A 13,605-nucleotide genomic window follows, 5' to 3' on the forward strand; every position below is an offset into this window, starting at 1 on the left:
GATGAGAGAACCAAACCAGCGGCCTCTTCTGAGAGAAGGGTCGCACCGGGAGACGGTATTTGATCTAGTTGTCCGGCGGATCGGCGGCCGGAAGAGCCACCCGGAATTTCACCGGGTCCTGATGGATGACGCCTCATAACGCCACATCGGGCCAGATGACAACCCGCGCCCGAGCACGAAGAGCTAATGAGCCGCTGACGGCTCGCCCGTTTTATGAAACCGCGCTTTTGAAGCTCGGCGGTGTTGACAGGCGATGCACCCCGATGTTGCTCCAATGAACCACCGGCTGGCATCTAATGGCGTCAAGATGCCTTGCTTGCTCGGGAGCCTACACGCTCCAGGAAATCGATAGCCGTCTCGATCCCACGGTCCGTTCTGATCGCAGCACCGAGCGCGTTCGCCCGAGATCGCATCGCCGGGTCGTCCATCGCGATCAATGCCTGGGCCAGCAGGGGTGCGTTCAATGTCTTTCGGTCCAGAGGCGCAGGGCCGGCTCCCAGATATTCAACCCGTCTCCCCCAAAAGGGCTGGTCCCCGAAGAACGGGATGATCTGTGTCGGCAGGCCCGCCCGTAAGGAGGCAGCGGTCGTCCCGGCACCGCCGTGGTGGACGGCCGCCGATGCTCTGGGGAGAAGCACATCATGCGGTGCACCTTTGACGAAAAAGGCGCGATCGCTCATTTTGCCGGGGTCTATCGCGCCGCCGCCAACCGCCAGCAGACCCCGCTTGTCGGTCACGGCGAGGGCATCGAGGATTATCCCGGTCATCTTCTCCGGGTCGAGCCCCGGCATGCTGCCGAACCCGAAATAGACCGGCGGCGGCCCAGCGTCGAGAAACGCCTCCAGATCCGGATCGGGCTGCCAGCCAGGCTCGTCGAGAAACCAGTAGCCAGTGACCAGAACATCCGGCCCCCAATCGTCGGGCTTGGGAAGCACTGCCGGGCTATAAGCGTAAAGCGTACCTGCACGTGACTTGCGCTTGAGTTGATCGTCAAGCCCAGGCGTCCCTTTTCTCCAAGCCTTCAACTCCCGTGCGAAAAGCAGTTCGGCCGCATGGATCGCGAGCGAATGACTGACCCGATTGAATGGGCCCAGTGACGAGAAGGGAAGCAGAGGCGACGGGAAGGCCGAGGTCGGTGTCAAGCCGGGGACGGGGGACGCCAGCACATGCGGCACGTCGAGAGCACTGGCTATATAAGGCGCCGCAATCGACTTCGGGTGATAGAGGATCATATTCGGGCTGAAGTCGTTCGCCATCTGCCACTCGCCATCGAGCAGCTTCCTCATCAACGGTCGGATCTCTTTCAAGAGCTTGAAGCCTGCGCTGAACCCTTTCCCTCCAGCGACAGCTGCTTTCCCCTCGGCCGTGTTCAGCAGCGCCAGAAATTCCGCGGGGAGGCCTCTAAAGCTAACACCGTGATCAGCGGCGAATTCGGAAAACTGGACGGGAGCTGCGAGTTGGACCTGATGGCCTCGGGCCTTCAGGCTTCGAGCAAGCGCAACATAGGGTTGAACATCACCGCGCGTGCCGAGCGTATGTATCCCAATCCGCATGGCTGGAACATAAATCAGAGTAAGCGCAATGTCTGCTTACTCCGAGACCGAAACGAAGAGCCGACAGTCCGGATATGGCCTCAACTGTGCCCAACTGACAATGTCCGCTTTCTCCGAAGTCCTCAGAAAAGCTGATAGGCGGCTAGCCACCCCGTTCGAGCCTTCCAGGCGCACGCTAGGCGCCCTTGCCAGAGACTGGCAGGAGCCCGACCCGCCCGCCGTGCCCGGAGAGAACACAGACACGGCGGGTTGGGTTCAATCGGGCTTGCCGGCCCGTCACGGCCTCGCTGGACGTGATGCCAAGCTGTCTCACGTGCTCGAAGAAAATCCTAGCCCGCTAGGGGCTACGTTGCTTGTTTACTAAGAGAGTGTACTTTGTTTGACGATGTAGAAACCAATTTTCAGTCTACATGTATTTTTGTAAACTACTTGTGCTGCCCCTTGGTGTCGGGGCAATTTGCTTCTTCGGATCGATCCGCTCGCTTGGGGATATCAAGGACCATAGTGTTCGCGAGCGCTTCACCCGACGAGCAAGAACGCGACGTCTGGCGGATGGCGCAAAGTATCCAGTTTGAGAGCAAGGGCGACGGCGACTTCTTCGACGAAGCGCTGGTCCATGCCTACCGGTTCATTTTTCTCAACAGGGAGACACTTCACTGACGAGCGTACAAGCAATCGCGGTGGCGACAGCGCTATGGGGCGCGGGTGGCGCGATCTACCTGAAATGGATTTCGATCTACGGAGACGCACAAAAGATTGTCGAAGGTCTCCGGCGGGGCGACCCGGCGGCGTGGGTTTCGTTGGCCCTGTTCGTCGCCGCGTGGCCTGCAATCTACGTTTGTGCGAAACTCTCGGCGCACTTCAATGAGCCGGCTACATAGACCAGAATTTTGCAACCGGCTTCAAGAAAATCTGCTACGCAAAAATGCTACGCAAATTTTCTAGGCAACGCCTCAAGTATTTGATTTTTTCAACTATTGGACGCGCTGGTCGATCCCTACGCCACCCACCATTTTCTCTTCTTCAACGATACTCGCACCGAAACGCAGACGCTGTCTTCCAGCGCGTTTGGCATGCTTTTCTACCCGATCTCTATCGAGCAATCAGGCGCTGCCTGCTGTCACTTAGCCGATCGACGAAGTTTTTGCTTGCCAATCTTCGATTTGCGTAGATAGTTAGCTGTATGGCTAAGCATGATCCGGATCTTTCTCTGCTCTTTCACGCGCTGGCGGATGCTACGCGTCGTTCGATGCTGGCCCGATTGGCGCAGGGGCCGGCGCGGGTGACGGATCTGGCGGAGCCGACGGGGCTGCGGTTGCCGACCATCATGCGGCATCTTGCCGTGCTGGAGGAAGCGGGGCTGATCTCGACATCGAAAGATGGGCGCATCCGCACCTGCGCGATCCGGCCGGAGGCCATGGAGCCGGCCCGTGCCTGGATGGAGGAACAGCGGGCGGTCTGGGCGGCACGTCTGGATCGGCTCGATGCCTTCGTGATGGATGTGATGAAGGAGCGTGAACGATGACACAGTCCAAGACGCTTGAGACGCCCACTTTGCCCAGTGAAGACCGTAGCGGCCGGTTTGCGACGCTGACTTTCGAGCGAGTGGTGAGCGCGCCGGTGGCCACCTTGTGGCAGGCCTGGACGGCGCCGGCCGCCCGTGCGGTCTGGGCAGCGTCGATGCCATCCGTGACGGTCGAATTTGTCGAGGCCGACACGCGCGTCGGCGGGCGCGAGATTTCGCTGTGCAAGGTGGCGGGGGAGGCGGATACGCGATGCGAATGCGGCTGGCTGGACCTCGTCACAGAGGTCCGCAGCGTGAATTACGAGGTGGTCTCGCGCGAGGGCGCAACGCAGTCGGCGGCGCTGGTCACAGCCGATTTCACCGATCTCGGTGAAACGAGCCGTGTCACCGTCACCGTGCAGCTCTCGTCGCTCGCTGCTGATATGGAAGACGGCCACCGCGCGGGGTTCAGTGCCGGCCTGGACAATCTCGCCGGCACCGCCCTGCGCACCATGGTGCTGCAGAAGCGTATTCGCGCGCCGCGCAGCGTCGTCTGGAACGCGTGGATGAACCCCGAGACACTGCCGCTCTGGTGGGGTCCCGATGGCTTCTCCTGCCGCACGGCACGCATCGATCTCAGGTCCCGCGGCGAATGGGTGTTCGACATGATCGGGCCGGACGGCACTATCTATCCCAACCATCATCGCTACGGCGAGATCCTGCCGCAGGAGCGTTTCTCCTACGAATTGCTCTGGGGCGAAAATGGACCGAAGCATGCCGACGCCTGGGCCTCGTTCGAGGAGCAGGATGGATCGACACTGGTGACGCTCGGCATGGTTTTCAGTACGCAAGCCGAGTTCCAAGAGGCTCGCGCCTTCGGTGCGATCGAGCTCGGCCATCAGACGCTTGGCAAACTCGAACGCTTCGTCGGCGCGTTGTGACCGGCGGCCGCCGCTTCCTGCGCAGTCGCGTGTGCAGAAAGCCGCTTCAGTCGTGAGACTGGATATTGCGTAGCCGGAGTGTAGGAGAACTAGTCCAGTCCGGCTTCCGAGAAGATGGCAGCTGCGGACCGCAGCGACATTGGCAGATCAATCGTCTGGCCATCTGTGCTGAAGACGCGGACGCCACCGGCATTTCCCGACATAAGCGCGTCAACCAACTCTGCGGAAGCAATTGTCTCTACAAGGCAGCCCTGAGCTGTGCACCGCGACGGCATCAAGGTCTCTTGGAAGTCGTCGACCGTCAAGATTGCCCCACGCTGGATGTCGATACCTAACGGCAACGCCATCTGGAGGCTCACGGCGTCGTCCTGAGGGTTCTTCGCAATAGCAAGCACCATGGCGATCTGCTCGCCAACGCGCGAGCGCAGTATCGCCTGACACAAGCGGGATTCAGTCTCGCGTTCGAGGCATTCCAGCTGCCATGAATCTGCTTCGGCTGTCTCTGCCGGAGGGGCCGCTGGCGGCGTGCTGGATCGCGCAGGTTGTGTTGCGGCGGGTGCCGGCGTTATGGGCACGGGCTGTGCTGGCGCGGGCGCCTGTTCGGGAAGCCCGACGGTTGGTTCTGGCTGAATAGGTGCAACAAGAGGCCCGTCGTTCTGGTTGATTTGCGCGATTGCCGAGCCAGCCGACAAAAGGCTGGCCATTACGGTCAACTTGATTGCAGATTTGAAGCGCACCACGCATTACCCCCAGTCGAGACGTAAAAGCATTTACTCGAAATCGGTGTATACGCAATCGTTTTAAATTGAACAGCAAGAACTTCGAGCCATTGCTTGAGGGGAGACGCATTGGTATTAGCCGAAGACTGGGGCAGGGTTGGAGTGCAGAAATGTTTCGAAGGGTCTCGATGATTGCGCTCTTTTTCGCATCGGTGAATGGGAGCGCTGCTCAAGTCTCGGACGCTTATGTGAACCAAGTTGACCCCTCGTCGCGCGGCCAATTGGGCCGGATCGATAGTCTACCTGCTCAGGGCGGCGCATATATCATGCAGCTTCCCGAAAGCGCCCGCCCGGTGCCGCCCCCACGTCCAGCCGTGCGCAGAGAGCCGCCAGCGCCAAGGGTTGCGAGGACAATCGAACCTCAGTTGCGAGGGCCCGTCTTCCCCAATGTCGGTGCAGGCGTCGCATTGGCATTGTCTCAGCCTCAAGGGGCTGAGCGTTTTCCTAATGTCGGCGCAGGAGTCGGTGCCCAATAGCCCTGAGCCGCGCGCGAGCTTACCGAAATACAGTATCGACCAGCACGCTCTACTCAATACGTGACTGTGTCGCTGAGTGTTGATCGACGCTGCCCTTCCTTTAGTCACACACTCAAAAGCGCCCGTTGCTGTTGTGCAACAGTGCTTTCCCGTTAAGCTAACCTGCAAAGAGTCATGGGCGATCAGCTTGTTTCGTAGGCACGGAACCGGTATTGGCGACGAGTTAGATTGCGTCCGTGTTATTGAACAGACCCGCTTTTCCGGGGGAGCCAGGCGCTAGTCTTTGTGTTGAACGTCGTTATGCGACTACTGGGGCAGGGGAACACATGGGTCATGCAAGCATAACCAGCGCGCTGGTGCTGGCGAGTCTCGCACTTGCGGGGTGCGCTACGGGTCAACAGCTTCCAACGCCACCGGCACAGCTTGAGTCATTGACGAAAACGACGCTGAAGATCGAGCAGGTACCGGCGCCTGCGCAGCCCGTCGATGTGGCCATTTATGAGTTTCCGGATCTGACGGGTCAGGCCAAGCCCAACGACAATTTTGCCGAATACAGCCGCGCCGTAACCCAGGGCGGCGCCAATTTGTTGATCGACGTCCTGAAGTCGACCGGCAATGGGCAATGGTTCAGGGTTGTCGAGCGAGGTGGGCTGAAGAACCTGGTTCAGGAGCGCACGCTGATCGAGAACACTCAGCGCGCCTATAGCCCTGGCGCTGCAAACCTCCCGCCTGTGCGATTTGCCGGGTTGATCCTCGAGGGTGGGATTGTCGGCTACGATTCCAACGAACGTACAGGGGGGGCCGGTGCGCGCTTCCTCGGCATCGGAGGCGACGTCCAGTATCGCTCGGATCTCGTGACGATCTCCTTGCGCGCTGTCAGCGTCCAGACGGGCGAAGTTCTCGCGTCGACCACGACGTCGAAGCAAATCTATTCTTACATGATGCGCGGTGGCGCCTACAAATTCGCGGCCCCGGAAGAGCTGCTCGAGATCGAAGCTGGCAATTCCTACAACGACCCGGGCCACCTCGCAGTGAGAGAAAGCATAGAGCTTGCAGTCTACTCTCTGATCGTTGAGGGGCTACAAAACGGGCTATGGACTCTCAGCGACAGTGCTGCGCAGCAAAAGCTGATTCAGGACTTCACGACGACCTACGCCCGCACGCTTCCGCGCGGATCCTAAATCTGTAAGTAATAATACTCTATTGAATTAGTAAGAACGGGGCCTTTTGCGGCCCCGTTCTGCGTTGTGGCACTGCAATAAAATTGCGTCATCCGCATCCGTTACGCCTGTACTGGAACGAGCTGGCCCAAAATGACGCGTCGATTTCCCCAGAGTGTTTCAACCCGAAGCAGGCTAAGCCTATGTGCTATTTTTGTCTCACTATGGCTTTATAGATCCTGTCGTAATTTACCATTTAACAGTTTTGAAAGCGTTTCGACTTGCGGTCAGGACTTTGTCTCTGGTATTAACCGATCGTTAACCCTCGCCAAAAAGCGCGATGGGCGAGCCGGGGCGGGGGGTGTTCCCGCGGGTCAAAAATTCATTTGGGAGACATTCATGTCATTTAAGAAGCTACTCATGGCGAGCGCCGCCATGGTGCCATTGGCTATGGGCGCAGCAAATGCGCAGACAGCCAATCAGGCATTCATCGGTCAGCTGAACAACAGCAACCTTGCCTATCTCTCGCAAGAGGAGGCTAACCGGGCCTTCATCTATCAGTACGGTAACGGCAACATCTTTCTTCCGTATCTTGCCCCGCTGAACGCGGATGGCGGCTCGGATGCGCAGCGCGGCAACAACGATCTCGGCACGATGCAACTCGGCACGGGCAACTTCATCGGCGGTGAGTTCCTGCAGGTTGACTCCAACGTCGGTGGCATCGCCCAGTTCGGCGACAACAACATCGTCAACAGGTTCCTTCAGACCGGCTCCAACCGCGGTGCAATTTTTCAGGGCGGCTTCGCCAACGTCGCTCAGAACGAGCAGACCGGTAACGGCAATGACTCCGGCATCATCCAGGTAAATCCTGATGCGGCTGCAGTGGGCAATTTTGCGTTCAACACGCAGGTTGCAGGTGCGGTCAATCCGACGGCCAATTCCTTCTCGGGCATCCTTCAGGGCGGCTCGCAAAACGTCGCAACCGTTCTTCAGAAGGGCCAGGACGGTTCGGAATCCACGATTGCCCAAGGCGGCACGGGTAACGTTGCGCTCAACACGCAGACGGTCGACTTCTATGAGCCTCTTGGCGCTGGCGTCGTTGATTTTTACAGAATGGGCGAAGGTAATGCAGCGGGTACGCTGCAGGTTGGTGATGGCAACCTTGCTGTTAATAACCAAAATTCAAGCACCGATGGAGCCGTCACCATCATCCAGGGCGGCGATGGCAATGACGGCTTTAACCTCCACACCGGTGGTACAGATCACGTTGCAGGGATTGCCCAGTTCGGCGATGACAACACGGCGTTGAACGTCAGCCGCGATGGCACGGGTAACGAAGCTGCAACCCTGCAGATCGGCAATGACAACGCGGCGACCAATAACTCGCAGGACGGGTTCGGCGATCAGGCTTCGATCCTCCAGGCCGGCAACGGCAACACCGCTCTCAACAGCCAGGTCGGCGCGGCCAATTTGGCTGTCGAAACGGGTGCAAACGCCTCGATCGTGCAGCTTGGCAATGACAATGGTGCGACTAATGTCCAATCTGCACAGGTGGAAGGCGGCAACAACGAGGCCGACATTCTGCAGGCAGGTGTCTCCAACACCGGCCTGAACGCGCAGAGTGCCGGAGCAGGCAATACTGCCGGCATTGCACAGTTTGGCGATAGCAACACGGCGACGAACCTGCAGGACGGCGGCGCTGACAACAGCGGTGCGATTGTTCAGACTGGCGTCGGCAACGAAGGTACGAATCTCCAGACCGGTGGGGCGCGTAAGGGCGCTCGGCTGGTCCAGGCGGGTGCCGACAACACTGCAACGAACGTTCAGGTTGCCGGACTGGACAATGATGCAGCGATCTTGCAGCTCGGTGCCGACAATCTGGCATCCAACCTCCAGCTCGACGGTGCGAACAATACAGCTGGCGTCATCCAGGCAGGTGCAGATAACGAAGCAACGAACGCGCAAGCTGGTGGTGATGGCAACGAAGCCGGCATCATCCAGGCGGGTGCGGACAACGAAGCTGTCAACCTGCAGGACGCAGGTGCGGCGAATTCCGCCGGCATCATCCAGGCAGGCGCAGAAAACGTAGCCACAAACGCTCAGGCTGATGGCGACGGCAATGAAGCTGGCATCATCCAGGCAGGTGCTGACAACGAAGCCGTCAACCTTCAGGATGCCGGTTCCGCCAATTCGGCCGGCATCATTCAGGCAGGTGACAACAACTTCGGCAGCAACACTCAGTTCGCAGGCACTGCCGGTGCAGAAGCCGGCATCATTCAGCTCGGTGCCGACAACACGGCGACGAACGTGCAGTCGGGCGCTGAAGCTGGCTCGTCGGCAGGCATCCTGCAGGCTGGCGTGAACAACACTGCCGTGAATGCGCAGAGCGATGTCAATCCGACATCGGCTGTCATTGTCCAGGGTGGCGTCGACAATACGGGCCTGAACGCTCAGTCCGATATCACGAATTCGGATGCTTTGATTGTTCAGCTCGGCCTGGACAATGATGCTGCCAATACCCAGGCAGATGGCAACAATGTCTCGGCAGCGATCCTACAGGGCGGCTCCGACAACCTTGCCTGGAACATCCAGGATGGCGTCGACGACTCCACCGCACTGATCGGCCAGTTCGGTTCGGGCAACGTGGCGGGTAACCTCCAGCAGGCCAACAGCTCGGGCGTACTCGGCGGCATCATCCAGGTCGGTAACGACAACCGTGCGTTCAACACGCAGGGTGAGTTCCAGACGGTGACTTACGAGCTTGATGATGGCGGACAGCAGCCGCTTCTCAACGCTTTGGGTCGTACGCTCTATCTCGAATGGGGACCAATTACCGCCTCTGGTACTGACGCGGCTCCGGCTCAAGATTCGGTTGCTGTAATCGCCCAAATCGGCTCAGGAAATACCGCATCCAACACGCAAGTAGGTCAGGTCTTGGTTCCGACCGAGGTTGATATCTCAGGTCAAGTCTCGCTGGTGACCAGACGAAATGCCAACACCAACTTTCTCGGTTTGGGTGGGACATCGAACCCGAATGGTCAGATCCGCTCAACAGTCGATGGAGACATCGCTGATCTTCCGGCGGGCTTGATCCCAGAACTGCCAGCTGTTTCGATCCCCACTGTCGCCTCTGCCGCCGGTATCGTGCAGGTGGGTGACGGCAATACCGGCCTGAACAGCCAGCTCGTCGCTGCCGGTTCGCTGGCTGGAGTGGCGCAGATCGGCGATGGAAACTTTGCTTCCAACGCACAGACGGCAACGATCGGTGCCATCGCGGCCACGGTTCAGATTGGTGAAGGCAACGCGGCCATTACCAGCCAGTCGCTGACGGCTGCTTCGGTTGCCGGCACGATCCAGAATGGCAGTGGCAACGGCGCCGTGACCACTCAGGCGGGCGGTCTCGGCAATGCGTCGCTCACGCTCCAGAACGGTTCGGAGAACTTCGCATCGACTCAGCAGATCGCAAGCCTCGGAAGCACCTCGCTCATCGTTCAGAACGCGAGCAATTCCGGCGCCGGCATTCTGCAGACGGGTACGGCGCAGTCGTCGACGGTCATCCAGGCTGGCGATTTCAGCTACGCACTGGTTGATCAGGCTGGTTCGTCGAACAACTCGCTTATTCTCCAGAACGGCGTTGGTGCTGGTACGAACGCCAACGTGGCTTCGGTGACGCAGCGCGGAACTGGCCAAAACTCGCTGGTCCTCCAGCAGGGTCGCGGCAACGTCGCTGCCGTCATCCAGAACTAAGCAATCACGATACCGGCGCGCGCGGTCAGCCCGCGCCGGTATCGACCGACAAAGAGGAGGCTCTGATGACCGGCATGTCGCTGCTCTTGATGGGCCTCCTTCTTTCGACTGGCGCAAGTGGCGCTTCGATAAACGGCCAGACCATCGACGGGGACATTCTCAATTCTCGCATTGCCGCATGTGGCGTCGAGATCGATGGAACCGACTTTGCTCGATTGCGGCCTTTTATCGAAACGTCTGAGGCCTTGGCAGGCAGTGTTCAAATTGCGGTTACGAAGCGATCGGCTTCGGGTGTCAGCCAGACCAGTCAGACCAATCGCTTTGCGGATGGCTCGTTGGGCGCGATCGTCATAACGGTCGACAAACCCTCGCGGGTCGCCATCGAGATGGCAGTCATTGCGAACGACGGCACGCCGCTCTGTCGCCTACAGACTGACGTTGAACTCGATGAGCACTCTATCCGGCTTTGAGGCTTGGGGAAAAGGGGACGGAACATGAAAACCTGGAAGAGTGCGCTGACTGGAGCCATTGCAGGGTTGCTGATGGGTATAAGCGGTGCATCTGCGCTGGAACTCTTGCCGACAGCTCCCGAGAGCGGGGTACCCACTCCCGCCATCGTCGGTCAATTGATGGAGCCGATCAATCCGTTCGTTAGCGGTCAGGCAGGCAACACGACCTCGATCCAACAAATTGGTTCGTACAATGCCGCCACATCGGCCATCGAGGGGCACAGCAGCGCCTCGCTGATCGATCAAAGCGGTTCGCGCAATCGTGCGGTTCAAGCAATCGACGGGCATAATTCGGCGCTGCTTCTCGTTCAGGGCGGATCCAACAACAGCGTTGTTCAGGCAAGCCGGGGCGACAACAATTTTCAGCTTGTTGGCGTGTCGGGGAACAACAACAATGTTGGTTACGTCCAAGTCGGCAGCAACCTTGCGGGCGTGCTCGACGTCCGCAATTCCGTCAACACGAATGTGGTGGCTATCCAGACGCCGTCATCAGGCAATTTCATGATGCCGAGCGGCCTGAACGGTCTCAGCAACGCCAACGTCGTCATTGTGCCTGGCAGAATGTATGTGCTACCGAATAGAAGAGCATATTGAACGATGCTGGCAAGGCTACCCAAGCTCGCCAGGTTTTTCTCGGAGACTTAAACAATGAAGATTCTTGCTGCAGTCGTCGGAACTTCAGTTCTGCTGAGCAGCATCGGGGCTGTTCATGCCTCCGAGCTGGTCTATCGGCCCATAAATCCATCGTTCGGCGGTGACCCGCTGAACGGCAACTGGTTGCTGTCGCAGGCTACTGCCCAAACTGCCGGCGGCGGCTCGCCCGGCTTCTCCATCGATTTCCCGGACTTCGGCGGCATCCCGCAGCCAGATCCAACACCGGTTCCGGTTCCAGAAGTTCCGCTCATTCCAAGCGCCAACTGATCACGCCAAGCGCTCTGATCGACCGCAGATTACCATCCGCCACGCGCTTCTAGCGCTGGCGGATGATCGCGACGTTGTTGCGGCCCTGTTGGAAGACCATGGCCTGATGGCCGATGCCGCGCTGACTGATGGAAGCAACGTTGTCCATGCCGATCTGGCGGATAAGACCAACATTTTGGCTGCCGCGCTGATCGATCGTCGCGTTGTTGTTCGTGCCGTCCTGCCAGACGAGTCCCAGATTGCCGGGGCCCCGCGGTGTGAGTTCCGGCATCTGTGAGACGAGGTTGATGATCGGTGTCATCAACTGGCTGGTCGTCAGCTGCACGGATGCACTCGACGGGTTGATCTGCTGAATATAAGCGGGCGATGAGATGGGCTGGGCGTTTGCAGTGGTTGCAAGAGCCATTACTGCAAATGCTGGTATCAGTGCTTTTTTCATTTTGTTCTCCCTGATTACAATTGCAGTATAGACACCTCTCATCTAAAAAGACGTGAATTTGAATGGTTTTCATACCGTTTATATTTCCGCACAATTTTAGCTATTTGCGGCGACTTGAAAGGCTGTATGCATCGACAGCATCATTTGGCGCGGTGAATTCGCGCGCTGCGCAGGCGTTGTCCTGGATGGTTGCATGAACGCCGAGACACGGCCGCACTGGCCTTGTTCGAGGCGCAGGACGGATCGACACTGGTGACGCTCGGCATGGTGTTCAGGAGGCAAGCCGAGTTCCAAGAGGCGCGCGGCTTTGGTGCGATCGAGCTCGGCCATCAGACGCTTGGCAAGCTGGTGCGCTTCGTGGGCGCGCTCTGACCGGCGGCCGCCGGCTGCGAGCGGCGGCGAAGCTTAGGTGTCCTGCCCGAGCCTTGGGGCGGGGCGCCCGGCGATGGCGGGCGTACCGTCGAACAGGATCGGCATACGCATTCCAGGGATCGACGTGCCCAGGTCGTCGGCGGTCTCAATCTTCATCTGTCGCGCGAGAATCTGGGGATCGGCGAAGACGTCGGCGACCGTGTTGATCGGGCCTGCCGGTACGGAGCGTTTCTCGAGAAGCGCAAGAAGCGCGTCCCGTTCGAAACGCGCGATCGCTGGTGCAAGCAGTGCTATCAGAGCATCCCGATTGGCAACGCGGGCCTCGTTCGTGGCGTAGGATGGATCGGTTCCAAGCGCAGCCAGACCGATGATCTCGGCGAGCGCCCGGAACTGGCGGTCGTTGCCGACTGCAACGATGAGGTGGCCATCTGCGACCTGGAAGACCTGATAGGGCACGATGTTGGGATGGGCATTGCCGAGCCGCCTCGGGGCCTTGCCGGACACGAGGTAATTCATCGCCTGGTTGGCGAGAACGCCTGCCATGCAATCGTAGAGCGCCATGTCGATGTGGCAGCCGCTGCCGGTGCGGCTGCGTTCGAGTAAAGCGGCCTCGATGCCGATGACGCTGTAAAGCCCGGTGAAGATGTCGGCGAAGGCGACGCCCATCTTCTGCGGTTCGCCTTCGGGGTCGCCGGTCAGATCCATGATGCCGGCCATGCCCTGGATCATGAAATCGTACCCGGCGCGGTGCCGGTAGGGGCCCGTCTGGCCAAAGCCGGTGATCGAGCAATAGATCAGGCGCTCGTTGACGGCCTTCAAGCTATCGTAATCGAGGCCGTATTTCGCGAGTCCGCCAACCTTGAAGTTTTCGATCAGCACATCGGCGCTGCGCACGAGGTCGACCACGCGGGCGCGACCCTCTTCGCTCTTCAGATCGGCTGTGATCGACGTCTTGCCGCGGTTGGCCGCATGGAAATAGGCCGCTTCGCGGGCACCGTCTGCGCGGTTGACGAAGGGCGGGCCCCAGCCGCGCGTGTCGTCGCCTTCCGGCGCCTCGATCTTGATGACTTCGGCGCCGAGATCGGCGAGCACCTGGCCGGCCCAGGGGCCGGCAAGGATGCGTGCCAGTTCGACGACGCGGACGCCTTCGAGCGGCTTGCGCACGCTGCCTCGAAGCGGCCGGGCTTCAGCTTCGGCCGCTTCG

The 13,605-nt window shown here is 59.5% G+C and carries 11 protein-coding genes, 2 pseudogenes and 1 other annotated feature; of the genes and pseudogenes, 8 read left to right on the forward strand and 5 right to left on the reverse strand.

Annotated elements, in window-relative coordinates:
• Positions 1-66: 66 nt before the first annotated feature.
• Positions 67-122: a sequence feature (sul1 is cis-regulatory element that is thought to sense ions involved in sulfur or methionine metabolism; They are found in Alphaproteobacteria), on the reverse strand.
• Positions 123-302: 180 nt separating this feature from the next.
• A complete protein-coding gene (locus tag D5400_RS08760; protein WP_342635470.1) occupies positions 303-1,286 on the reverse strand; it encodes a glycosyltransferase in 984 nt (327 codons plus the stop codon).
• Positions 1,287-1,349: 63 nt separating this feature from the next.
• A pseudogene (locus D5400_RS21780) lies at positions 1,350-1,553 on the reverse strand (glycosyltransferase); the annotation flags it as partial.
• 1,183 nt (positions 1,554-2,736) lie between these two features.
• On the opposite strand from D5400_RS21780, the gene D5400_RS08765 reads away from it, so the two are divergent.
• Together D5400_RS08765 and D5400_RS08770 are read left to right on the forward strand one after the other, a co-directional pair.
• Positions 2,737-3,078: an ArsR/SmtB family transcription factor gene (locus D5400_RS08765; RefSeq protein WP_126009609.1), complete on the forward strand. Its 342-nt coding sequence runs from the start codon at positions 2,737-2,739 to the stop codon at positions 3,076-3,078.
• Complete coding sequence (locus tag D5400_RS08770) at positions 3,075-3,998, forward strand: SRPBCC domain-containing protein (RefSeq protein ID WP_126009619.1); 924 nt, start codon at positions 3,075-3,077, stop codon at positions 3,996-3,998. Before D5400_RS08765 ends, D5400_RS08770 begins: the two co-directional genes overlap by 4 nt.
• Before the next feature lie 89 nt (positions 3,999-4,087).
• Here the strand turns inward: D5400_RS08770 and D5400_RS08775 are convergent, their stop codons facing one another.
• A complete protein-coding gene (locus D5400_RS08775; RefSeq protein ID WP_126009621.1) occupies positions 4,088-4,738 on the reverse strand; it encodes an invasion associated locus B family protein in 651 nt (216 codons plus the stop codon).
• 946 nt (positions 4,739-5,684) lie between these two features.
• On the opposite strand from D5400_RS08775, the gene D5400_RS08780 reads away from it, so the two are divergent.
• From D5400_RS08780 to D5400_RS08800, 5 genes are all read left to right on the forward strand, one after another.
• A complete protein-coding gene (locus D5400_RS08780) occupies positions 5,685-6,434 on the forward strand; it encodes a CsgG/HfaB family protein (RefSeq protein ID WP_164527828.1) in 750 nt (249 codons plus the stop codon).
• A 132-nt stretch (positions 6,435-6,566) separates the two neighbouring features.
• On the forward strand, positions 6,567-10,160 hold the full coding sequence (locus tag D5400_RS08785; RefSeq protein ID WP_126009625.1) for a beta strand repeat-containing protein: 3,594 nt from the start codon (positions 6,567-6,569) through the stop codon (positions 10,158-10,160).
• A gap of 65 nt (positions 10,161-10,225) precedes the next feature.
• Positions 10,226-10,630 carry a curli-like amyloid fiber formation chaperone CsgH gene (gene csgH / locus D5400_RS08790; protein ID WP_126009627.1) on the forward strand — a complete coding sequence of 135 codons (405 nt, stop codon included), beginning with the start codon at positions 10,226-10,228 and terminating at the stop codon, positions 10,628-10,630.
• A gap of 24 nt (positions 10,631-10,654) precedes the next feature.
• Entirely contained in the window at positions 10,655-11,263 is a 609-nt protein-coding gene (locus tag D5400_RS08795) for a hypothetical protein (protein WP_126009629.1), read from the forward strand.
• A 54-nt stretch (positions 11,264-11,317) separates the two neighbouring features.
• Positions 11,318-11,590, forward strand: a complete 273-nt coding sequence (locus D5400_RS08800; protein ID WP_126009631.1) for a curli assembly protein CsgF — start codon at positions 11,318-11,320, stop codon at positions 11,588-11,590.
• A gap of 49 nt (positions 11,591-11,639) precedes the next feature.
• Here the strand turns inward: D5400_RS08800 and D5400_RS08805 are convergent, their stop codons facing one another.
• On the reverse strand, positions 11,640-12,029 hold the full coding sequence (locus tag D5400_RS08805; RefSeq protein ID WP_164527829.1) for a hypothetical protein: 390 nt from the start codon (positions 12,027-12,029) through the stop codon (positions 11,640-11,642).
• Positions 12,030-12,242: 213 nt separating this feature from the next.
• Here D5400_RS08805 and D5400_RS08810 point away from each other — a divergent pair.
• A pseudogene (locus D5400_RS08810) lies at positions 12,243-12,401 on the forward strand (SRPBCC family protein); the annotation flags it as partial.
• Between the two features lie 33 nt (positions 12,402-12,434).
• Here D5400_RS08810 and D5400_RS08815 read toward each other — a convergent pair.
• Positions 12,435-13,565: a CaiB/BaiF CoA transferase family protein gene (locus D5400_RS08815; protein ID WP_126012988.1), complete on the reverse strand. Its 1,131-nt coding sequence runs from the start codon at positions 13,563-13,565 to the stop codon at positions 12,435-12,437.
• Between the last annotated feature and the right edge of the window lie 40 nt (positions 13,566-13,605).

It is taken from the genome of Georhizobium profundi (assembly GCF_003952725.1).
In the GTDB taxonomy this organism is placed as follows: Bacteria; Pseudomonadota; Alphaproteobacteria; order Rhizobiales; family Rhizobiaceae; genus Georhizobium; species Georhizobium profundi.

Coding starts and splice junctions, on each gene's coding strand:
- csgH (WP_126009627.1), top strand. CDS start 10,226: ATGACCGGCATGTCGCTGCTCTTGATGGGCCTCCTTCTTTCGACTGGC.
- D5400_RS08795 (WP_126009629.1), top strand. CDS start 10,655: ATGAAAACCTGGAAGAGTGCGCTGACTGGAGCCATTGCAGGGTTGCTG.
- D5400_RS08765 (WP_126009609.1), top strand. CDS start 2,737: ATGGCTAAGCATGATCCGGATCTTTCTCTGCTCTTTCACGCGCTGGCG.
- D5400_RS08785 (WP_126009625.1), top strand. CDS start 6,567: ATGACGCGTCGATTTCCCCAGAGTGTTTCAACCCGAAGCAGGCTAAGC.
- D5400_RS08760 (WP_342635470.1), bottom strand. CDS start 1,286: ATGAGGAAGCTGCTCGATGGCGAGTGGCAGATGGCGAACGACTTCAGC.
- D5400_RS08805 (WP_164527829.1), bottom strand. CDS start 12,029: ATGAAAAAAGCACTGATACCAGCATTTGCAGTAATGGCTCTTGCAACC.
- D5400_RS08770 (WP_126009619.1), top strand. CDS start 3,075: ATGACACAGTCCAAGACGCTTGAGACGCCCACTTTGCCCAGTGAAGAC.
- D5400_RS08800 (WP_126009631.1), top strand. CDS start 11,318: ATGAAGATTCTTGCTGCAGTCGTCGGAACTTCAGTTCTGCTGAGCAGC.